This window comes from Vibrio viridaestus, from assembly GCF_003856525.1.
GTDB classification, from domain to species: Bacteria; Pseudomonadota; Gammaproteobacteria; order Enterobacterales; family Vibrionaceae; genus Vibrio; species Vibrio viridaestus.
This window is the reverse complement of record NZ_RJVQ01000003.1, coordinates 454,109-476,921: the sequence shown is the minus strand read 5'-3', so window position 1 is coordinate 476,921 and position 22,813 is coordinate 454,109. Positions and strand designations below refer to the sequence as shown.

Below are 22,813 nucleotides of genomic sequence, written 5' to 3'. Positions count from 1 at the left end.
TGTGACTCACAGCATATTTAGTTATGCAAAATCACCAGATTGTTATGAGAATAAGGCAAGCATCATGAGTAAACCAATCCCATCGTCTTTTAAACAAAGTGCTTTAGTTCACTGGGTTGATAGTCATGAAAAACAAACCCTTATATCAGAAACTCAATATCAAAAAGAAGCTCTATTAGAAGCGGATCTTAAGCATTACCATGTCAATAATGGCTTTACATTACACAGTGGGAACTCACGAGAGCTCAGAGATTACCAAGTTATATCTACAGCGCATAAAGGCTTGATTGTCATTATTTTGTTTAGCGGGAAGTTGGATTTTAGCTACGATGATGTGCGATTTAAGATGAACGCCGATACTGTGCCAAAGGGTTTGGTTGTTAACCTCACTAAACCTGCAACATTCAGACGTACCCTGACGCAAAATAACCAAGTTTCAAAAATTAATATTTTATTACCACTCAATTGGATTGCAGAACGTCTTGATTCACCAGAGCTGATTACCGACTTTCTCTCATCCCATCTCAGTGATTTTGAACTCTCGATTAACAAGTCATTGCTCAATTTATCGCAAACTATTATGGCTACGAATACACCATCTAATTTAATCGGGAAATTAGAATTAGAAACGTTGGTCTACCAACTTTTCGCTAATATTTTTAAGCAAATGGTCATCTGCGATTCTCGGCTTAATAACGTCAAACACAACTCAGGCGACCAGACAAATCATGTGTCAAAGATGACTCTGGGAAGCCTGATAACATACATTGAAACCCACCTTTCAAGTGAGCTCACACCAAAACAGCTGGCGCAAACGATGGGTATGAGTGAATCCAGTTTGCAACGAAAGTTCAAACAAACGTTAGGTCATAGTGTACAAAGCTACATTAGACGCAGACGACTTGAGATAGCTCGCCAACATTTAGAACGAGGCGTCGCTAGCGTAACGGAGGTGGCTTATAACGCAGGTTATCGTCATCCTGCCAATTTTACTAACGCCTTTAAAAAAGCGTTCGGCTATCCACCGGTGGCTGCAGTCAATAAACGTCTTTAACCCCTATATCATTTGCTTTTCTGTCATACATAAAAGAAAATACCCGCCCTTGTAAAATACACAGAGTTTTCCCATGTCATCAGCAATCTATCTGGCCAAAGGCCGTGAAAAGTCCCTCTATCGCAAACATCCATGGATTTTTTCCAGAGCGATCGAAAAAATAGAGGGAACGCCAGAGCTTGGGGATACGGTTGATGTATTTAGCCACTCAGGCCAGTGGTTAGCAAAAGCAGGCTATTCACCTCATTCTCAGATCCGTGCTCGCGTTTGGAGTTTTACTAAATGCGAAATTGATTTTAATTTTTTCGTGGAACGCATTCAGAATGCTCAGGTTCTTCGCGAAGAGATTATTCAACGTGACGGATTGACGGGTTATCGACTGATAGCGGCAGAGTCAGATGGAATGCCAGGTATTACTATCGATAAATACGACAACTATTTAGTCTGCCAATTCTTAAGTGCTGCCGCGGAACAAAATAAGCAAATCATTTGCGATGCACTACTCAGTTGCTTTCCTGAACACAATATCTATGAGCGTTCCGATGTCGCGGTAAGAAAGAAAGAAGGCTTAACTGAAACGACAGGCGTGCTGCGTGGTATTGAGCCTCCACAGTTTGTTGTTATTGAAGAGAACGGCATAAAAATTCAGGTTGATATCCAGTCAGGTCATAAAACCGGCTTTTATCTCGACCAGCGTGATAGCCGACTTCAGGCAATGAAGTACCTCGAGGGGAAAGAGGTCCTAAACTGTTTTTCTTACACTGGCGGATTCGGCCTATACGCAATGAAAGCGGGGGCTTCTCGAGTCATCAATGCCGATGTTTCTCAACCAGCACTGGATACTGCAAAAAGTAACGCAGAGCTCAATAAATTTGATATCAGCAAGAAGAAGGCCGTTTTCCTCAATGCTGATGTATTTAAGCTACTTAGAGAGTACAGAGATCAGGGAACAAAGTTTGATGTCGTCATCATGGACCCACCCAAGTTTGCTGAATCGAAAGCCCAACTTAATGGTGCATGTCGTGGGTACAAAGATATCAATATGCTGGCTATGCAGATACTTAACCCAGGCGGTACGCTGCTAACCTACTCTTGCTCGGGCTTAATGGATCAGGTTTTGTTCCAAAAAGTGATAGCCGATGCTGCTGTTGACTCAGGCAGAACGGTCAAATTTATCGAACGCTTTGAGCAAGCTGCTGATCACCCTATTGATACAGCCTATCCTGAAGGTTTCTATCTAAAAGGCTTCGCCTGCAAAGTACTGTAATAAAAAAATGCCAGATTCATCTGGCTTTTTTTTAAACAAGAGCAACGCAGCAACGCGCAACTAAACGGCTTCTCTCGTAGAAGGTATTAAGTAAGCAATATTCACGACTCGTGTGAGCATGTCCTCCCACAGGACCAGTTGCACATAATGTCGGGATTCCCATTGATGACGTCCAACCAGCATCAGAGCACCCACCAGTAAATTCACCATCGATGCTCAACCCAAGAGCTTGTGACTGCTCCCGATAAACCGACATCAACATCTCACTCATTTTTTCTTCAAAAGGTAAGAATCCAGCGATTTTAGCTAACCCAACTTCCACTTTAGTTGAATGGGTCGTGACAATATCCTGTAGAGCAAAATCAAGCCACTCTCCCTGCTCTATTGTCACAAATCGCACGTCAATCTTTGCCGATGCATATTCTGCTACCGTATTCGGTGTCGTCCCGCCAGAGATAACGCCCACGTTAGTTGTTATCCCTTTTTCATAGTCCGTCAAACCGTGAATTGCAGTGATCATTTCAGCTAACGCGCCAATCGCGCTAATACCGTCTTTGTGATTGACGCCAGCATGAGCGGCTTTACCTTTAATTTTTAATTCATAGGTTCCACCACCCTTGCGTGATGTAACAACATTCCCCGACACCCGCCCAGGTTCTGCATTGAATACCGCGTCAACCTGTTCCAGATATTTAAAGATAAGATTACGTCCTTTCGGAGAACCAATTTCTTCATCTCCGGTCATTAAAAGAGCTAATCGAAAGGGTAATACTACGTTGTTATGCAATTCATAAGAACGAAACGCCATCAGCAAGTGGGTATTCATCACTAGCCCAGCTTTCATATCTGCGACACCTGGACCGTAACCACGTTCACCATCACTGGTGTAAGGTCTTATCTCGACCTCACCCGTTGGGAAGACGGTATCCATATGCCCTGTCAGAGCAAACGTTTTTCCTCGCTCTCCTCCAACGAATGCCAGTACGCCTACCGTGTCTTGAACATCTATCGCCTCAGCAAGGACATGTCCTTCGGTTAGATGCTCGATGATCGTATCGCGAACTTTTTTCACACCGTCGATGTTCTGACTGAATGAATCGATATTAACCAATGTTTCGAGCATAGAAACCATGTCCTGATTATGCTGCTCTAGCCACGTTTCTACATACTCAATAAGACCTGGTTCAACCATTCCTTTGCTCCTTAATTGACAATCCCTGTTCTGCCAAATCCCAAAAAACTCCCGCCATTACCTGCAAAGCTTCAAGAGCGACACTCCCTAACATATGCTCATTTGGGCCATGCTGCAAACAGGCAGGATAGGAATGTGGGATCCACAGAGTCGGCAAACCAAGAGTCAAAGCAAACGAATCATTTGGAATAGAACCACCAAGATTAGGCAATAGTGTTGGGCTCTTACGGGTCGTAGATTCGATAGAATTGAGTGCCCATTTAACCCATAAATCGCTAGGGTCCAATCTGGTTGCTTCCATTTTCACCACACCAGCAGGGGTCACTTCAACATCGTCAAAGCCATTTGCGCTCAGATGATCTCGAATCGCTTCCAAAAAGTGGTCATCATCACTACCGACAACATAACGGATTTGAGCATGTATCGATGCTTTCCCCGGAATTGCATTGGCAGGAGCATCGGGGTTACCAGCTTTACAGGCCAGAATTTCCAGCGTGTTCCACCCAAATACACGTTCTGCCGGCGTAAGGCCGGGCTCACCCCAGTCAAGCGCTATTTCAGGATCATCTTTTCCCTGTCCGACAGGAATATCCTTAACCGCCGCGCTTACGATGTCTGGAATCGCAGGAGGTAATAGCTTAGGCACCAGAATACGCCCTTTAGCGTCAATCAGCGTACTCCATGCATTCATCAATCGAGTTGCAGAGTTCACAAGTAAACCACCCCAGTTGCCAGAGTGATGAGCACCCTCACGACAATTTACTGTGAGATCGAAGTTTAATGAGCCTCGTGAACCAAGGAACAAAGTCGGAAGTTCTGCACCAGCACGGGGGCCATCGGATGCGATGAATAAATCGGCTTTCAGGCGGTCTTTGTATGTTTCACAAAAGGTCTTTAACCCTGGAGAGCCAGCTTCCTCACCCATTTCAAGAAGAACCTTTACGTTAAACCCTAGGCTGCCATCTCGAGCATCCATTACAGCCTTGAGCGCAGCAAAATTGACTGTATGCTGGCCTTTATTATCCGCTGTACCTCGTCCATACCATTTATCACCTTCGACGATAACATCCCAAGGCGTTAATCCTGTGCGCCATTGGTCGTCATATCCTCTTACGACATCGCCGTGTCCGTAGGTAAGTACGGTTAGTAGTTCTGGGCTTTCAATACGTTCCGCCAATAATAGTGGCCAAGCAGAGGGATCGTCAGAACTTGGATTGGCCATTATTTCACACGTAAACCCCATTGCTTCCAGGTAAGGAATAATATTGGATTCAAGATAGGTCGATAAGGCTGGAAAACCATCAGGGGTCTGACTCTCGCTGTGAATTTGGACACGATCACTGAGTAGTTTTAAAAATGCACCTGATTCATATAGTTCGGTAACGGTACGAATGGCTTGCTCGCGACTCATAATAACTCCTAATAACTGGCATGACTCATCCTTCTCCCACTACAGGCAATGGGAGCTAGATAGTTAAAATTTTATTTACTGACGACTAGATTGAAGTGTTCAACTGGCTTTTTGCCAAACTAAATCAGCTTCATCGGGTAACCCAAGGCTAGGATCTGGCGTCAGAATTGAACTCAGTAGCGCCTGTGTATAAGGATGCTTAGGGTTATGGAAAATCTGTTCGCATTCACCTTGCTCAACGATCTGTCCCTGATTCATCACGGCGACTCTGTCGGCTAAATGCTCAACAACGGCCAGATTATGGCTAATAAACAGATAGGTCAGACCTAGTTCTTGTTTTAGCTCTAGTAGAAGGTTGAGAATCTGCGCCTGAACTGACACATCCAGCGCAGAAGTTGGTTCATCACAGATTAATATCCGTGGGTTTAAAATTAACGCTCTGGCGATGGCTACTCTTTGTCGTTGTCCACCAGACAGTTGACCCGGAAACTGCTCCAAAAGACGTTCAGGCAATCCTACTTTCTCAGCGATAGCTAACACTGATGCTTCCTGCTCTTTTGCTGAACCGATTTTGTGCAGTACAAGAGGTAAACGAATAATATCTTTAATCTTTTTGCGCGGATTCAAAGATGAATACGGATCTTGAAATACGGGCTGAATCATCTTCGCCAATGCTAGGCGATCGCTCAGATCAATCTCTTTATCCTCAATCAGAACATTGCCTTCTGAGGGCGCTAATAGACCCAGTATCATTTTCGATAAAGTACTTTTACCGCATCCTGATTCACCAACGAGTCCAAGAACTTCACCTGGCCTAATCCGCAGATTTACCTTATCTACTGCAGTAAATTCAGTTGGTTTTTTCCACATGCCTTTCTTGATATCAAAGCGACGTGTTAGATCGCATAGTTCCAATGCCCATTCCATTAGCATGCCTCCTTAATTTGTCCTTCGGCATAAGGACAACGAACTGAATGTACGTTTGAAATAGAATCCAAAGATGGTAATGCGGTAGAACATGAATGACTCGCTTTACTGCATCGGTTGGCAAAAGCACATCCTGATAACTCTCCAACCAAGTTTGGAACGACCCCTGAAATAGTTGCCAGCGGTTTACCCGCAATAGTTCTTCCCGGGATCGGGATACAACTCAATAGTCCTTGCGTGTATGGGTGCTGTGGATTGGTAAAAATATCCTTTACTGGCGCAGTTTCGACAACCTGTCCCGCATACATCACAGCAACACGATCAGCGATTCTCGCAACGACACCCAAATCGTGAGTGATGAAAATTACCGCTGTGCCAAACTCTTGCTGCAATTCACGAATCAGCTTTAAGATTTGCGCCTGAATTGTTACATCCAGCGCCGTTGTCGGTTCATCAGCGATAATCAAATCGGGTTCGCACATTAGCGCCATGGCGATCATAATACGTTGTCTGAGACCACCAGATAACTGATGTGGATATTGGTTTAAACGTTCTTCAGCATATGGAACACCTGCTCGTTTGAGAAGAAAAATCGCACGTTCTTGCGCCTCTTTCTTGGACACGCCCTTGTGTTTAATGATCCCTTCACATAACTGATCACCGAGCTTGTAAGAAGGATTAAGCGAAGTCATCGGTTCCTGAAATATCATCGACATTTTCAGTCCACGTAGCGCGTTTCTCTTTTTCTTCGGTACATTGAGCAAATCAATACCATCAAACGATAATGTATCCGCTGTACAATCCGCCCTGCGAGGAAGTAGATCCATGAGAGCCATCGATGTCATCGACTTACCGCATCCAGATTCTCCAACGATACACAGCATCTCACCGCGTTTGACCTCAAAGTCGATACCACGTACGGCGCGCAAAGGGCCATTTGCCGTAGGTAGAGACACCCGAAGATTTTTGACTTTTAAAATTGCATCATACATGTGCTGTCTCCTCTAGCTGCGGTTTTGAGGTGCATTTAAATCGCGTAGTCCATCACCAACTAGATTAATCGCGAGGACCAAAATCATTAGCGCGATTCCCGGAATAGCGATCACCCAGGACTGGAAAAACATGTAGGCTTTACCTTCAGCAACCATCAATCCCCACGAAGGTAATGGTGGCTGAACGCCCAAACCAAGGAAAGATAAGGTGGCTTCTAAAAGAATAGCGTGTGCCATCTCGAGTGTTGCGACCACGATTAACGGACTTAAGATATTTGGCAGCAATTCCTTCATAAGAATATATGGTGTAGACGCACCAAGTACTTTCGCAGAGGCGATAAACTCAGATTCACGAAGCTGCTGTGTCGTTGCTCTGGCTACGACGGCGAATCGATCCCATAGAAGAAATCCGAGTAAAAGTATGACGACATTTAAGGAGCCACCGACCAATGAAGCCATCGCGAGTGCCACCAGGATAACTGGCATCGCTAAACGAGTCGTAATGAGATAACTGATAACGGCATCGGTACGGCCACCAAAGTAACCCGCAAGAATACCCATTGTTGTACCGATTACACCTGAAATGAATGCAGCAGCAAGGCCAATGAACAGGGAAATTTGAGCACCATACAGTAAACGACTAAAGTAATCCCGCCCTAGTTTATCGGTGCCAAGAATATGTTCCCATGTGCCTTTTTCCTGCCATACAGGTGGAATCATACGCTGCATAACATCCTGCTCATAAGGATCATGAGGAGCAAGTAATGGCGCGAATAAGGCGCTTAGAGCAATAATAATGAGGATCGCAGCACCTAACGTTAAACTATGGTGACCCAGCACTTTTCTAAAGGCTTTTCTCCATGGCGGGATCTCATTAATCGATGATTTTACTTTTTCTGAAACAGCGACTGACATCATATAACCTCCTTGTTACGCGATTCGCAGCTTAGGATCGAGCATCGCATTGATAAGGTCTGCAATGAACGTGAGCACGATATAAAACACAGCTATGAGCAAGACGATAGCCTGTACAACTGGATAGTCATTACGCGCGATAGAATCCCACGCTAATTGGCCCAAACCTCTGAGAGAGAACACCGATTCAATCACAATCGAACCACCCAACATAAAACCCAGTTCAACAGCCAATAGCGCGACAACAGGAATAACAGCATTACGTAAGGCATGCTTCAAAATCACTTTCGTTTCACTGATTCCCTTTGCTCTTGCAGTACGAATATAATCTGACCCAAGAACTTCAAGCATCCCGGTACGAGTTAGTCGCATAATCGATGGTGTTGCGTAATAACCCAACGCAACCGCAGGAAGAATGAAGTGCTGCCAACTTCCTGTGCCACCCGCTGGTAACCAGTGTAGGTTCACGGCAAAGATAATGATCAGCACCAAACCAAAGAAGAAACTCGGCATCGCCTGACCAAAAACGGCAATCATCAGAGCAAGGCGGTCAATCCATGTATCTTGCTTAATTGCCGCAATCACACCAAGTGGAATCGCGATAAGTGTCGCGACACTCAGGGCAATCACACCTAATGTTAAAGTAACCGGCAATCGTTCATGTATCAGAGAAATTACAGATTCTGGAAAATAGTAAGACTCGCCAAAGTCCATATGGACGGCATTCCATAACCAGTGTAAATACTGCATACCTATTGGCTGATCGAGGCCAAATTGAACGCGAATCTGCTCAATTTGCTCCGCCGTAGCCTCGGGACCTGCAATCGCTGTAGCAAGATCACCTGAGAGATGCAGTAACATAAAACACACGACTGAAACTGTTAGTGCCACACTAACAGCCATCAGTAAACGTCTAAGACAATAACCCAGCATCCATAACCTCCCTGTTACATGGTTCTACGTAGTAATTACTTCCAGCTTGCTTCCCAGAAACGCGGTAACTCATCTGGATACGCTTTAAAGTTCAAATCAGAGGTAAAAGCGTAGTTACTGGTATATGAGAACATAGGCGCCCAATACGCTTTTTCTGTAATTTGTTTAATCGCTTTACCGTAATATTCGTCACGCACTTTCTGATCTACAGAGGTATCAGCTGTTTCCAGCCATTTTTCGACTGCTGGATCTTTATCTTCATCATCTGCGCCGCCTTTGAAGTAAACGCTGATAATTGCCGATGCATCATTTATTGAATACGAACCCCAGGTCTGGAACGACATAGGTACTTTGCCTGCACGCAACTCATCCCGTAGCGCAGCATAAGTCATGTAATGCAGTTTCGCTTTGATACCCACTTTGCGCAGGTTACCGATAACCGCTTCGACATAGTCACGATCTCGATAAGCGTAAATATCTGTATCAAATCCATTTGGATAACCTGCGTCCGCTAGCAGTTTTTTCGCTTTTTCAGGGTCGTAAGGATATTTCACCGCAGCATCCTGAACACAACCGAGCTGCTCAGGGAAGCAAGGGGTATAAAGTGGTCGGCTACCGCCACGAACAAGCTGGTGAGCCAGTCCATCACGGTTTATTGCATAGTTAATTGCCTCACGAACACGAAGATCTTTGTATGGTGAGTCTGGACTTTCGGTGCCGTGGCTGTTGAGCGTTAAAAATCCCACACGCATCGTTTCGCTACTTAGCACCGAAATATTCGGCATCGTTTTAAGCTGATCAGCCTGATCAGATGGAACACGCCAGATCCAGTCAACTTGTCCAGTCATAAGCTGCGCAAGACGTGTGTCTGGGTCAGGAATCAGAACAAACTTGATTTTACCGATAGATGGTTGACCGATCGGGCTGTCTTTGAAGTAATGTGGGTTTTTCACCATATCGGCTTCTTGACCATTAACCACTTTCACAATTTGGTAAGGTCCGGTTCCAATTGGCGCTTTGTTAAACCCAACTAAGCCAACTTTTTTAAAGTATTTTTCAGGATAGATCGGTAAAGGACCGGCGAGATATTCAAGTGCTGCAGGGAAAGGTTGTTTTAATTCAAATTCAACTTTGTAATCATCCAGCTTGGTTACTTTTTTAATCCAGCTGATGTTTTGTAATGTAACTACTTTAGATTCGGGTGAAAGAGCATAGTTAAACGTGAACGCGACGTCATCAGCTGTGAATGCATCACCGTTTTGGAATTTGACATCCTTACGCAGGTCAAATACCAAATGTGTGTCATCTTTCCATGTCCAGTCAGTTGCTAACATAGGAAGATACTTACCACTTTCTGGATCACGGTATACGAGTGTATCCCAAGCTAGATGCCCAAGAATAACGCCCTCACGCAGGTTATTGTGGTATGGACTAATGTTTTCAGGCCAACTGTTGGACGCATAAACTAAAGTGTCATCCGCTTTATTTGCCATTGCACTTGCAGACCCAAACGTGAGCGCAGTAGCAATCGCAAGAGGAAGACAGCGTTTTAATAAAGACATAGGCATTTCCTTATACTAAATATCCCAAAACTTAATCATTGAAAGCCAGCAATATTCGCGCCTAAAAAAAGCACCAATAACTCCTTTGCATTTATCGCCTTCAAATTCCCTTAAACAACACAAATACAACAAACAAATCACACAGATACAAAATTACTATAAGCCAGCTTTTTCATTGCCACAATTAGAGAAATAGCAAGCCTTCATTGCCTTTTTGGCAAGGATTTTGCTGCATTTTGGGTCACCAATTTGGTTAGTAGAAAAGGAGTTCTACAATGGCGGTAAAACACCAATTAACGGCACCAGCCTTACGTTATTTTCTAGAAGTCTCACGGTACGGGTCCATTAGTGAGGCATCATTGCACCTAAATGTCGCATCAAGCGCAATAAGTCGCCAAATTTCAGGGCTTGAAGATCACATTGGTACACCACTTTTCGAACGTCGACCGCGGGGAATGGTGTTAAGTGCAGCAGGAGAACTTTTGGCGGCGTATGCCCGTAAACTGCTTTTAGAAACGGACAGAGTCATTGGTGAAATTGATGCGTTAGAAGGTCTGCAAACCGGACATGTGTCACTTGCAGCAACGGAAGGCTTCGCAATGGAGTTTCTGCCTTACGCAATAGCAAAATTTCGTCACGAATACCCCGGAATACAGTTTAAGCTTGCGGTGTACCCACCAAAGGAAGTTTCGAGTGCAGTGATCAATGGCGACGCTGATATCGGCCTCACCTTCAGTTTAAAACCCACGCCGGATATTCGCGTCGTACACACCCAACCAGCACCAATTCTGGCCGTGGTGCCTCCGGATCATCCTTTGGCAAATAAAAAGCAGATATCTCTACGTCAAGTCGTCGCGCATCCGTTAGCACTTCCATATCCGGATACAACCGTCAGACAATTATTTGATATTTGTGCCAGCCAACAACAACTCCAATACGAACCCGCACTGGTTAGTAACTACATGTCAACACTCAATCAATTCACCATTAATCATTGTGGTATTTCGTTGTCGGGTGAAATATCCGTAAGACGTTTAATGAAAGCTAATATCGTTAGAGGGATTCCAATATCAGATAAAGGGATGGGGATACGAAACATTGAAGTTCAAATATTGGCTGGTCGAACGCTACCTAGAGCCGTTAAATCGTATCTTGATTTCGTTATCGAAGAAATGAAACAGGATAGTTAGAAGCCCTTAGGATTAAGGGCTTCCTGATGCATATTACTTATTTTGCTTTCACTGATTTCAATTCGTGAATAGTCGATTTAACGGCTTTGCTCACTAGCATGACAACGGTAATAACCATAAGACTGGAAACAAGAGATCCCAGCCCAAACTGAGCAGCACTACCTACTGATTCTGCTCCCTGAACCAAACCATGACAAGCGCTGAAAGCAAAAATGGCCGCCATAGAGATGAACTTTACAATGCCTTTTTTACGATAGGCCAAGATAGCGACTGGCAACGCGAGTAAAGAAAGAGACACTAGCGCTTCAGCTTGATGCGCATCAGCCCATTCAACCCCAATAGCAAAACCACCGATTAGAGCCAAGGCAAAACACCCTATTATTTTCCACGCACTTTTTGTTGCATAACCAGCCGCAAACAGACCAATCAGAAGCAAAGCGGTCAAATGATCATAGCCAGTCAACGGATGTAAGAAACCGGTAGAAAAACTTGCTTCACCATGTCCTGGATGCGCGAAAACGGGAGCACTTAAAAGCATCAGAGCAGAGAATCGTGCCGAAAATTTGCCAAAACTGTTCATAGTCATATTCCTTTTTTAATATCAGGTGGATTACTCTTGAGTAACCACAACGTCCACTTCGTTTTTATTTAGCATGCCTTGATCGACGATGAAATCGATAATCTGCTGTACACCATCGCCACGAATTAAATTGGTGAAAACAAATGGTTTTTCACCGCGCATTTTTTTCGCGTCACGATCCATTACCTCCAGAGAGGCATTTACCATTGGTGCTAGATCAGTCTTATTGATGATCAGTAAATCAGATTTAGTAATCCCCGGGCCACCTTTACGCGGGATTTTGTCGCCAGCACAAACATCGATTACATAAAGGGTTAGGTCGGATAACTCAGGACTGAACGTCGCGCTCAGGTTGTCGCCGCCACTTTCAACTAATACCAATTCTAAACCGGCATGACGCTCCTGCAGCTCGTCAATTGCAGCAAGATTCATTGATGCATCTTCCCGAATAGCTGTGTGCGGACAACCGCCCGTTTCTACCCCCATAATGCGATCGGCTTCTAATGCCTCATTGCGCAGTAAAAATTCAGCATCTTCTTTGGTATAGATATCGTTGGTCACCACAGCCAGGTTATACGTTTTACGCATCGCCAGACAAAGCTGGCGCAGCAGTGCCGTTTTACCCGATCCAACAGGACCACCCACTCCAACTCGTAAACATTGACTGCTCATTACTAACTCCTAAATAATCTTGAATATTGCGTTTCATGCCAGGCACTAACCATGGCAAAACTTGGCAATGTTAAGCCAATCGCCTCGTCTTCAACTTTCAATCCGTGCTCTATCGCTTGCTCAATAACGGGCATCAGTCGAACCAATACCTTTTGCGCACTGGTTTGTCCAAGTGGTACCGTTTTACACGCTGCCATTACCTGATTTTCTAGCCATGCCCAACACCATCCCGTCAACGCCTCATGCACGTCAATTTGATAGTGACAACACGCACCAGAAAATAGTGGTAAGTAACTTAAATCAGCATGTTGTTTGTCCAAGGGTATGTCTAAGCTTTTCATTAGACGATACAGGGTCTGACCCAATTTCTGCTCTTCCAGAACCAGCTCTGATGTTTCTCGATTCGCCAATAAGATCTGCTGCCAGTAATGAATGGCATCATTGTCTTGATTTTGCCAAGCGTTATAACACCTCACCAATAAAGGGATTTCCAAATTGGCCTGAGCGTGCAATAAAATCGGGGTCAACCACTCACACAGAGACTCCTCATCCTTTACCCAAGTCATTTCCACTGCAGTTTCCAAACCCTGACTATAAGCGAAAGCGCCAATGGGTAGGCTGGGACTGGTAAGATGAAGTAATGACATTAATGACTGGGTATTCATTAGTGGCTGTGCTCCTCTCCATCATGATGGTGATGATGATGTCCCCCACCATGATAAGCCCCATTTTCGGGTGTAAATTCGGCTTGGTGTTGAGTACAGGTTAAGCCCATTCGTTCAATCATTTCTTGCAGAACGTGGTCGGGCTGAAAACGCAACCAGCGCTCGCCAATTTGCATCGGAACGTGACGATTACCCATGTGGTAACAGGCTTTCGCAAATGAAATCCAGTCTTCTGCTGTCGCGGTAACAACGTCCTCTTTTTCTGCAATGACTTCTAAAACTTTGCCACATTCAGTGATAAGGCAATCACCTTGATGCAGCACGTCACCACGTGGTAAAAATACGCCGACATCTAAACCTGTCTTACTTTGGGTACGAAAGCGCCCCTTCTGCCTTAAAGCAAAAGGCAGAACCACACTGTCTAATACATCACCGTGATGATGGTCTTCCCGACTTACGACTCGTAACATACAGAGCCTCCTTTAAAATAGTGAATAACGTTGAGCCAACGGCAGTTCCGTTGCCGGATCGCAGGTCAATAACTGACCATCAGCTTTCACCTCGTAAGTTTGAGGATCAACGGAGATAACTGGCATGTAGTCGTTATGAATCATGTCGTTTTTGGTGACGGTTCTACAGCCAAAGCAAGCCTTGAGTTCTCGTTTGATACCTAATGACTGTTTCAGACCATTTTCAATGGCCGCTTTACTGGTAAATGTCACGGACGTCGCACTGGCAGCGTCACCAAACCCACCAAACATGTATCGATAATGGACTGGCTGAGGTGTGGGAATAGACGCATTTGCATCTCCCATCGGTGCAGCAGCAATAAATCCACCTTTAATAATTAGAGCGGGTTTGACACCAAAAAATGCGGGTTTCCACAACACAATATCGGCCATTTTTCCGACTTCTAACGATCCAACATAGCTATCGATACCATGCGCTTTCGCTGGATTAATGGTGTATTTGGCGATATAGCGCTTCGCCCGAAAATTATCCGCCTGACAAGCTTCATCTTCAGGAAGTAAGCCGCGTTGAACCTTCATTTTATGTGCAGTTTGCCAAGTACGAATGATGACTTCACCAACTCGCCCCATCGCCTGTGAATCAGATGCAATCATAGAAAACGCGCCTAAATCATGAAGAATGTCCTCTGCTGCAATCGTTTCTTTACGAATACGAGAATCGGCAAAGGCGACGTCTTCTGGAATATTCGGATCAAGGTGATGACACACCATTAGCATGTCTAAGTGTTCATCGATTGTGTTGACGGTATAAGGACGTGTAGGATTGGTCGATGAAGGCAAAACATTGGGCTGGCCGCATGCAACGATGATATCAGGGGCATGTCCACCACCGGCACCTTCCGTATGATACGTGTGAATGGTGCGTCCTTTGAAGGCAGCTAACGTGTCTTCTACGAAACCTGACTCATTCAGTGTGTCAGTATGAATGGCGATTTGCACATCGTACTGCTCTGCAACCGATAAACAGTTATCAATTGAGGCTGGCGTGGTTCCCCAGTCTTCATGCAATTTCAACCCACAAGCACCGGCTTCTAGCTGTTCTGCGAGTGCATCGGGTAGACTGGCGTTACCTTTGCCCAAAAAGCCAAAGTTCATTGGGAAGTTATCCGTACTGCGTAACATCTGTGCCAGATTCCACGCCCCTGGAGTACAAGTGGTCGCATTCGTTCCTGTAGCGGGCCCGGTACCACCACCTAGCATCGTCGTCGTACCCGACATCAACGCTTCTTCTATCTGTTGCGGGCAAATAAAATGGATATGTGAATCGATTGCACCAGCAGTTACAATATTTCCTTCACCGGCAATGACTTCGGTGCTGGCACCGATATTGATCGTGACATCAGGCTGAATATCAGAGTTCCCCGCCTTGCCAATCGCGGCTATTTTACCGTCTTTAATGCCAATATCAGCTTTGACAATACCCCAGTGATCGAGAATCAAAGCATTGGTAATCACGCAATCCATCACTTCAGCGCGACATTTCTGTCCTTGTCCCATTCCATCGCGGATCACTTTTCCTCCGCCAAATTTCACCTCGTCACCATAGGTGGTGAAATCTTTTTCTACCTGAATGACGAGTTCTGTATCTGCAAGGCGTACTTTATCGCCTACAGTCGGCCCATACATATCGGCGTATGCGGCTCTGGTTATACTGACCATGAAACCTGTCTCCTTACAGCTTATAATTTGCCCATAACGTCACCACGGAAACCATAGATGATCCGTTCACCATCGATTTCAACTAACTCAACCTGTCTTGATTGTCCGGGTTCGAATCTCACAGCCGTTCCGGCTGCAATGTTTAAACGCATCCCCTTCGTTTTTTCACGTTCAAAATCGAGTGCAGGATTGGTTTCGTAAAAATGGTAATGACTACCAACCTGAATTGGCCTATCACCGTGATTAACGACAGAGACTGTTGTCGTTTTACGCCCTTTATTTAATTCAATCGGGGTATTATCAAGAATGTATTCACCTGGAATCATCGCGTTCGCTCCCTATTGAATCGGATTGTGGACGGTGACTAGTTTGGTTCCGTCTGGGAAAGTCGCTTCAACCTGAACCTCGTCTAACAATTCAGATATCCCATCCATCACATCATCACGACTTAATAAGTTGCGTCCTTCACTCATAAGTTGTGACACTGTTTTTCCTTCGCGCGCACCTTCCATGATGGCAGCGGAAATGTACGCGGCGGCTTCTGGATAATTGAGTTTAATCCCTTTGGCTAGACGTCTTTCAGCCAGCAAAGCTGCAGTGAATAACAACAGCTTATCCTTGTCTCTTGGTGATAGTTCCATAATGAATCCTCTAGGTATTCCATATTCTGGGAGGGCAAGCAGGTTTGCCTAACAACATAGGGCGAACCAACGTCCAGCAGTGTCTTAATTGTTGTTGTGCTTCTTCACTACAATGACCGAGGTAACGAATAACGAGCACGCCCATACGATAACTGGCGCTTAGCGTACCGGGTATCTGTGAGTAATGTTCTCTGATAATCGCCAGCGCTTCATCAGGGGTCTCCAGACCGTAGATAATCATTGTTCCTGATACTAAATTGCCGTTGAAACCACTCATTGCATGAATCAACGGATCATCAGCAGCAATGTACTGACGTTCGAGCAGTATCGGCGTTTGCTCTTTATAAATAGCGAGGCGCTGCTCGACACTTCCTGATAAAAAAGGGAGATCGCTTTTAGGTCGTCCGAGACAAAACACATCTATTCCGACAAATTTCGCGTTACCAAAGAGATTAACGCGAGTTTCAAGACGTCCATGAGCCCCATCAAACACAATCGTTTCCATGGGTAACCATTCAACACAGGCATCATTGACATCGATATTAACCTGCTGCTGTTGCACACCTTTTTTGCTATCCGCCTTATAGATTTTGCCTGCAGATGGAGTGGTCACTAAAGCATGTCCCTGCTCTGATGATTCAATATCAATAACGAGTTCATCACCCGAAACCAAACCACCAGGTGGGTGAAGCAGATACACATGACAAACATCGCCTTCAGGAAAAAATGGTCGCTGTACGCGCAGCGGACCATGAAACGACATTTGATGCATTCTTGTTTTACCATGTTGATAGTCGAAGCCCAGCGACAATCTGGCTGGCCAATGTCGCTGCGACTGTGTCGACAAATCAAGGTTTGGAAGAATCGTACTCATCACTACACCGTCAGATACTGTTTGACCAACTTATCATCAAGTGAGCTCATTTCACCTGATGCCACCTGTCGGCCACGGTCTAGAATACAAAAGTTATCAGCAACTTTGCGCGCAAATGGCAGCTTCTGTTCAACCAACAGGACTGTTAACCCTATCTCTTCGTTAAGCCGACGAATAATATCGCCTATTTCAGCAACCACATTGGGTTGAATACCTTCGGTTGGCTCATCAAGAATAAGCAGCTTTGGATTAATGACCAGAGCTCGACCAATCGCTAATTGTTGCTGTTGACCGCCCGATAAGTCTCCACCACGACGGTGAAGCATGTCTTTTAAAACCGGGAAGAGTTCGTAGATAAATTCTGGCACATTGCGGCTTTTATCACTGCGCATCGGTAAACCAATACGCAAGTTTTCTTCGACTGTTAGTAATGGAAAAATCTGACGTCCTTGCGGGACATAGCCAATCCCCATCGGCGCTCGTTTTTCAGCTGCCACTTTGACAATGTCATCACCCATAAATGAAATAGAGCCACTTTTAACGGGTAGAAGACCCATCACACATTGCAGTAATGTCGTTTTACCGACGCCATTTCGCCCCATCAGACAGGTACACTTTCCTTCTGGCACTTCCATATCGAGATCCCAAAGAGTGTGGCTCTGTCCGTAGAACTGGTTGATTCCCTGAATGCTTAACATCACTCTTCTCCCAAATATACTTCGACCACTTTTTTGTTGTTCTGTACTTGATCCATGGTTCCTTCGGCAAGTACTGAGCCCTGATGGAGTACCGTCACATCACGGGCAAGTGAACGAACAAAGTCCATATCATGTTCAACAAGGACGATCGTCCTCTCACCTGCGAGTTCAGTCAGCAACTCACCAGTTCGATCCATCTCCTGATGTGTCATGCCCGCAACAGGTTCATCTACAAGTAGCAGCTTGGGGTTTTGCATTAGCAGCATGCCAATCTCCAGCCACTGCTTCTGTCCATGGGACAACGCACCCGCTAGCAAGTAGCGTTGTTTGTCCAACCCAATTTGCTTAAGAACATGATCTATATAGTCTAGTTCACTCGACGATATTTTCGCGGTTAATGATGACCAAACCGTTTTGGGTCCTGCCATAGCAAGTTCAAGGTTATTAAAAACGGTCTGCTGCTCAAATACCGTTGGCTTTTGAAACTTACGGCCAATACCCGCCTGAGCAATTTCAGGTTCTGACAATTTAAGCAAATTAATGTTCTGTCCAAACCAAGCGGTTCCACAGTCAGGTCGAGTTTTACCAGTGATAATATCCATCATGGTTGTTTTCCCCGCACCATTGGGACCAATGATGCAGCGCAGTTCACCCTCTTTGATGTATAGATTGAGATCATTAATGGCTTTAAAACCATCGAATGTAACGCTAATCCCTTCCAAATAGAGTAAATAACCATGCCCAACATTGAGCATTGGGTTCTCCTGTGGACGAACAAAATCATATACATGTTCACGATCTTTTAGTGAGCGTGCTACATCGAGAATACTCATGCATTTGCCTCCTTAGAACGAATAAGACCTACAATCCCCTTAGGCAAAAACAGTGTAACTAACACAAACATGGCACCGAGGCTGAAAAGCCATACTTCAGGCAATGCAGCTGTAAGGTAAGTTTTCGCATAATTGACAGCGATGGCACCCACAACAGCACCATAAAGTGTTGCCCGCCCGCCCAGAGCAACCCAGACAACAAGCTCAATGGAGTTAAGCGGTGAGAATTCCGATGGATTGATAATGCCTACCTGCGGTACATATAAGGACCCAGCAACGCCAGCAAGAATGGCTGAGAAACAGAAGATGGCTAGTTTGACATACTCAACTTTGTAGCCAGTAAACCGAGTTCTCGCCTCAGCATCTCGAACTGCCATAGCGACTCGGCCAAGTCGGCTCACAACGATGAAACGACAAGCAATGTAGCCTATGCCCAAAGCCAGTCCGGATAGCACAAACAGCGAAAGACGCGTCGAATCGGACTGTAGGTCAAATCCCAGAATATCTTTGAAATCGGTTAGCCCATTATTACCACCAAAGCCCATTTCGTTGCGGAAGAAGGCCAGCATCAACGCGTATGTTAACGCCTGAGTAATGATAGAAAGATAAACACCGGTAACTCGCGAGCGAAAAGCAAACCAGCCGAACACAAAGGCTAGGACCGCTGGAGCCAATACAATCATCAGAGCCGCGAAGCCAAAGTGTTCGAAACCATGCCAAAACCAGGGTAACTCTTTCCAGTTGAGAAATACCATGAAATCGGGAAGATCAGGGTTACCATAAACGCCTCGATCACCGATTTGCCTCATTAAGTACATCCCCATTGCGTACCCGCCAATAGCAAAGAACGCCGCGTGACCCAGGCTAAGAATTCCGAGATATCCCCAGACGAGATCAACAGCCACTGCGAGTAATGCATAAGTCAGATATTTACCCATCAAGGTAATTGTGTATGTCGAAACATGCAGTGCGCTGCCAGGAGACAATATCAGGTTCAAACTCGGTATAAGACAAATAGCAACAGCTAATACCAATAAAAACGATAGCGTTGAACGATCAAACAACTTAGGTTGTTGTTCCATGAATTAACCCTCCGCCGAGCGGCCCTTCTGAGGGAACAAACCTCGGGGCTTTTTCTGAATAAATAAAATGATGAATACAAGCACAAGAATCTTAGCCAGTACTGCACCGGCCCAGGGTTCCATCACTTTATTCGCAATACCTAATGACATACCTGCAACCAGCGTACCCCACAGATTGCCCACCCCACCAAAGACAACGACCATAAAGGAATCGATGATGTAAGCCTGTCCAAGGTTTGGACCTACGTTGGTTAATTGGCTAAGCGCAACACCAGCGATACCGGCAATACCAGAACCCAATCCAAAGGTCATTGCATCAACCCATTCTGATTTAACGCCCATAGCTCTGGCCATACTACGGTTTTGCGACACAGCGCGAACTTCAATCCCCAAACGCGTGTATTTCAAAATCATGAAAAGAATGGCAAACACAATCAGACAAAACACAATAATGTATAAACGGTTAAGCGTCAGACTGAGCATTGGGTTTAAATGAATCACACCTTGCATCCACTCAGGAGTAGAAACGGAACGGTTTAATGGAGAGAAGATCGTTCTAACCGCTTGCTGTAGGACAAGACTAATACCAAATGTCGCTAATAACGTCTCCAAAGGTCTACCATACAAAAAGCGCATCACACCTCTTTCTATAGCGATACCAACCAAGCCCGAGACTATAAATGCCAAAGGTATTGAAACAAAGATTGATAAGCCGATGTGATTTGGCATCAGTGTTTGCACTACATACGTTGTGTAAGCCCCCAGCATAATTAATTCGCCGTGTGCCATGTTAATCACACCCATTACACCAAACGTAATTGCCAAACCAATCGCCGCAAGGACTAATACCGAACCTAAGCTCAAACCGAAAAATAACGTCTGAACCCAATCGGCAACATTTTCACGCTGCTCAATAAGACCAAGCGATTTTTTAGCTGCAAGAACGAGTGATGAATCGGCATGAGCATTGATAAAGAGTGATAGTGCATTTCGAGCGTCTGGCTGATAACTCGTTCCCAGAGTCTCTATTGCTGCAGCCTGAACTTTCTCATCATGACTATTTTTTAAGTCAAAAATCGCTAACGCCGTATTGCCCAGATCAGCAACATCTGAGTCTTCTTCGTCTTTGAGCTTCTGACTTAGCAAGGCGTACGAATCCTCGTCCATGCTGCCCATCAGCTGCGAAATCGCTTTGAGGCGTACTTCTGCTTTAGGGCTGGATAGGCTTAAGCCCGCCAACGATGATTTGATCGATCGACGAAGATTATTATTGATAGCAATCTTTTTGATTTTACGCTTTGAAAGCGTTTGTTGCTCTGAAGAATCTGTCGAAAACAAAGGAGCAACAATATAATCTCTGCCATCCTTACCGTGTATTGTTACCAATACATGGTCTGCTTTAATTTGATAGAGATCGCCACCAAGTAGTAATGTTAGAACGTCAATTGCTCTCTCATCTCCACTGGTACTGATTAACTCCACCGCCTGTTCAGTTTTACTAAACCCAGACTCAACAAGCTGCTGCAGTCCTTGATCGAATTTACTAGCAGTATCGGTAGTATCGGCTTGTACCCAAAAAGAAACAAAAAATGAGAGAACAGCAAATAAAGAAAGTGCCCTTAACTTCGCTTTCCTACCGCCTGAATCCGTGCGATTAAATAATGTCATTGGTCTGCCCTTATAAACAAAACACGCCAAAGGGTGACGCTGTCACGCCACCCATATTAATCAAAAGTGTTGATTAGTAGTTTTGTCCAGAGCACTTACCTGTTTTAACGTTGTAGTTACCGCAGCTTAAAGGTTCGCGCCAATCTGAGATAAGATCTTTAGAGCCCGGTAGATAATCGGACCACGCATCACCAGCGACTAGACCCTTGGTTTTCCATACGGTCTGGAATTGACCATCGTCTTGAATTTCGCCGATAAGAACAGGTTTAGTAATATGGTGATTTGGCATCATTGTTGAGTAACCACCAGAAAGGTTTGCTACCGATGTACCAATAAGCGCCTTCTGTACAGCGGCAGAATCAGTTGTACCCGCAGCCTGAACAGCTTTAACCCACATATTGAAACCAATATAAGTAGCTTCCATTGGGTCATTGGTTACACGATCTTCATCTTTCGTATACTTGTGCCATTCATCAATGAATTCATCATTTGCTTCTGAGTCGACACTTTCAAAGTAGTTCCACGCAGCAAGGTGACCAACAAGTGGCGATGTATCCATACCTGACAGCTCTTCTTCACCAACCGAGAATGCAACAACTGGAATTTCATCAGCCGTGATACCTTGGTTAGCTAACTCTTTGTAGAAAGGAACGTTTGCATCACCGTTGATGGTTGAGACAACCGCGGTTTTCTTACCTTGCGAGCCGAATTTTTTAATATCAGAGACAATAGATTGCCAATCAGAATGACCAAATGGCGTGTAGTTGATCATGATATCTGCGTCAGCAACGCCTTTCGCTTTCAGATACGCTTCCAAAATTTTATTGGTGGTACGAGGATACACGTAGTCTGTACCTGCCAGAACCCAGCGTTTCACGCCTTGATCCAGTAGATAATCGACAGCAGGTATAGCTTGCTGGTTTGGAGCTGCGCCAGTGTAGAAAACATTTTTAGAAGACTCTTCACCTTCATACTGTACTGGATAAAATAGGATGCTATTAAGCTCTTCAAAAACGGGAAGTACAGATTTACGTGAAACCGATGTCCAACAACCAAAAACCGCTGATACTTTGTCTTTCGAGATAAGCTCTCGAGCTTTTTCTGCAAATAAAGGCCAGTTAGAGGCAGGGTCAACGACAACAGGCTCAAGTTTTTTTCCTAGCAAACCACCCTTTTTATTCTGCTCGTCAATGAGCATCAACATAGTATCCTTCAGTGTGGTTTCACTGATAGCCATTGTTCCGGAAAGAGAGTGAAGTACACCAACCTTAATCGTATCGGCCGCGAGCGCATGCCCACTTAACAAAGAGGCCGCTAGAACGGCAGTCGATAGAAATGTCCTTTTCATTAGTTTCTTCCTTTAGTTTATTGATTATTACAAACAAACACACTTAACAAACTCGACATCTAGTATTAAAGAATATTGGTGATATGAATATGCGCGATCAGGGCACAATTTCTACGTAGA

The 22,813-nt window shown here is 44.9% G+C and carries 22 protein-coding genes and 1 pseudogene; 3 read left to right on the top strand and 20 right to left on the bottom strand.

Features of this window, described 5'->3' with window-relative positions; genetic code table 11:
• Window positions 1-64 precede the first annotated feature (64 nt).
• Both EES38_RS09775 and EES38_RS09770 read left to right on the top strand, forming a co-directional pair.
• Entirely contained in the window at window positions 65-1,054 is a 990-nt protein-coding gene (locus tag EES38_RS09775; protein ID WP_124936993.1) for a helix-turn-helix transcriptional regulator, read from the top strand.
• Between the two features lie 73 nt (window positions 1,055-1,127).
• Window positions 1,128-2,321, top strand: coding sequence for a class I SAM-dependent methyltransferase (locus EES38_RS09770; protein ID WP_124936992.1), 1,194 nt, complete (start codon window positions 1,128-1,130; stop codon window positions 2,319-2,321).
• A gap of 31 nt (window positions 2,322-2,352) precedes the next feature.
• Here EES38_RS09770 and EES38_RS09765 read toward each other — a convergent pair whose 3' ends face one another.
• The 7 genes from EES38_RS09765 to EES38_RS09735 all read right to left on the bottom strand — a co-directional run bounded on the left by EES38_RS09765 (window position 2,353) and on the right by EES38_RS09735 (window position 10,253).
• On the bottom strand, window positions 2,353-3,513 hold the full coding sequence (locus tag EES38_RS09765) for a M20 family metallopeptidase (protein ID WP_124936991.1): 1,161 nt from the start codon (window positions 3,511-3,513) through the stop codon (window positions 2,353-2,355).
• Entirely contained in the window at window positions 3,506-4,924 is a 1,419-nt protein-coding gene (locus tag EES38_RS09760) for a M20 family metallopeptidase (RefSeq protein ID WP_124936990.1), read from the bottom strand. Before EES38_RS09760 ends, EES38_RS09765 begins: the two co-directional genes overlap by 8 nt.
• Window positions 4,925-5,023: 99 nt before the next feature.
• Window positions 5,024-5,851: an ATP-binding cassette domain-containing protein gene (locus EES38_RS09755; RefSeq protein WP_208020424.1), complete on the bottom strand. Its 828-nt coding sequence runs from the start codon at window positions 5,849-5,851 to the stop codon at window positions 5,024-5,026.
• Window positions 5,851-6,843: an ABC transporter ATP-binding protein gene (locus EES38_RS09750; RefSeq protein ID WP_124936988.1), complete on the bottom strand. Its 993-nt coding sequence runs from the start codon at window positions 6,841-6,843 to the stop codon at window positions 5,851-5,853. Before EES38_RS09750 ends, EES38_RS09755 begins: the two co-directional genes overlap by 1 nt.
• 12 nt (window positions 6,844-6,855) lie before the next feature.
• Window positions 6,856-7,761 (bottom strand): ABC transporter permease, encoded by a 906-nt coding sequence (locus tag EES38_RS09745; protein WP_124936987.1) that lies wholly within the window; start codon window positions 7,759-7,761, stop codon window positions 6,856-6,858.
• Window positions 7,762-7,773: 12 nt separating this feature from the next.
• Window positions 7,774-8,691, bottom strand: a complete 918-nt coding sequence (locus EES38_RS09740) for an ABC transporter permease (RefSeq protein WP_124936986.1) — start codon at window positions 8,689-8,691, stop codon at window positions 7,774-7,776.
• Between the two features lie 35 nt (window positions 8,692-8,726).
• The gene (locus EES38_RS09735) at window positions 8,727-10,253 is read right to left on the bottom strand and encodes an ABC transporter substrate-binding protein (RefSeq protein WP_124936985.1); all 1,527 of its coding nucleotides are present in this window, start codon (window positions 10,251-10,253) and stop codon (window positions 8,727-8,729) included.
• A 275-nt stretch (window positions 10,254-10,528) separates the two neighbouring features.
• Here EES38_RS09735 and EES38_RS09730 point away from each other — a divergent pair, with 275 nt between their 5' ends.
• Window positions 10,529-11,443 carry a LysR family transcriptional regulator gene (locus EES38_RS09730; protein ID WP_124936984.1) on the top strand — a complete coding sequence of 305 codons (915 nt, stop codon included), beginning with the start codon at window positions 10,529-10,531 and terminating at the stop codon, window positions 11,441-11,443.
• Between the two features lie 37 nt (window positions 11,444-11,480).
• Here the strand turns inward: EES38_RS09730 and EES38_RS09725 are convergent, their stop codons facing one another.
• From EES38_RS09725 to urtA, 13 genes and pseudogenes are all read right to left on the bottom strand, one after another.
• Complete coding sequence (locus EES38_RS09725) at window positions 11,481-12,023, bottom strand: HupE/UreJ family protein (protein ID WP_166434235.1); 543 nt, start codon at window positions 12,021-12,023, stop codon at window positions 11,481-11,483.
• A gap of 30 nt (window positions 12,024-12,053) precedes the next feature.
• Entirely contained in the window at window positions 12,054-12,695 is a 642-nt protein-coding gene (ureG, locus tag EES38_RS09720) for an urease accessory protein UreG (protein WP_124936982.1), read from the bottom strand.
• A 2-nt stretch (window positions 12,696-12,697) separates the two neighbouring features.
• Window positions 12,698-13,360, bottom strand: coding sequence for an urease accessory protein UreF (locus tag EES38_RS09715; RefSeq protein WP_124936981.1), 663 nt, complete (start codon window positions 13,358-13,360; stop codon window positions 12,698-12,700).
• On the bottom strand, window positions 13,360-13,830 hold the full coding sequence (gene ureE, locus EES38_RS09710; protein WP_124936980.1) for an urease accessory protein UreE: 471 nt from the start codon (window positions 13,828-13,830) through the stop codon (window positions 13,360-13,362). The genes EES38_RS09715 and ureE overlap by 1 nt, the downstream gene beginning before the upstream one ends.
• Before the next feature lie 12 nt (window positions 13,831-13,842).
• A complete protein-coding gene (ureC, locus tag EES38_RS09705; RefSeq protein WP_124936979.1) occupies window positions 13,843-15,549 on the bottom strand; it encodes an urease subunit alpha in 1,707 nt (568 codons plus the stop codon).
• Window positions 15,550-15,569: 20 nt separating this feature from the next.
• The gene (locus EES38_RS09700; RefSeq protein WP_124936978.1) at window positions 15,570-15,875 is read right to left on the bottom strand and encodes an urease subunit beta; all 306 of its coding nucleotides are present in this window, start codon (window positions 15,873-15,875) and stop codon (window positions 15,570-15,572) included.
• A gap of 12 nt (window positions 15,876-15,887) precedes the next feature.
• Window positions 15,888-16,190 carry an urease subunit gamma gene (gene ureA, locus EES38_RS09695; RefSeq protein ID WP_124936977.1) on the bottom strand — a complete coding sequence of 101 codons (303 nt, stop codon included), beginning with the start codon at window positions 16,188-16,190 and terminating at the stop codon, window positions 15,888-15,890.
• A 10-nt stretch (window positions 16,191-16,200) separates the two neighbouring features.
• Window positions 16,201-17,064, bottom strand: coding sequence for an urease accessory protein UreD (locus EES38_RS09690; RefSeq protein ID WP_124936976.1), 864 nt, complete (start codon window positions 17,062-17,064; stop codon window positions 16,201-16,203).
• A 2-nt stretch (window positions 17,065-17,066) separates the two neighbouring features.
• On the bottom strand, window positions 17,067-17,762 hold the full coding sequence (gene urtE, locus EES38_RS09685) for an urea ABC transporter ATP-binding subunit UrtE (RefSeq protein ID WP_124937202.1): 696 nt from the start codon (window positions 17,760-17,762) through the stop codon (window positions 17,067-17,069).
• Entirely contained in the window at window positions 17,762-18,595 is an 834-nt protein-coding gene (gene urtD / locus EES38_RS09680; RefSeq protein WP_124936975.1) for an urea ABC transporter ATP-binding protein UrtD, read from the bottom strand. The genes urtE and urtD overlap by 1 nt, the downstream gene beginning before the upstream one ends.
• Window positions 18,592-19,677, bottom strand: coding sequence for an urea ABC transporter permease subunit UrtC (gene urtC / locus EES38_RS09675; protein ID WP_124936974.1), 1,086 nt, complete (start codon window positions 19,675-19,677; stop codon window positions 18,592-18,594). The genes urtD and urtC overlap by 4 nt, the downstream gene beginning before the upstream one ends.
• Before the next feature lie 3 nt (window positions 19,678-19,680).
• A pseudogene (gene urtB, locus EES38_RS22935) lies at window positions 19,681-20,562 on the bottom strand (urea ABC transporter permease subunit UrtB); the annotation flags it as partial.
• Between the two features lie 856 nt (window positions 20,563-21,418).
• Complete coding sequence (gene urtA, locus EES38_RS09665) at window positions 21,419-22,693, bottom strand: urea ABC transporter substrate-binding protein (RefSeq protein ID WP_124936972.1); 1,275 nt, start codon at window positions 22,691-22,693, stop codon at window positions 21,419-21,421.
• Window positions 22,694-22,813 lie beyond the last annotated feature (120 nt).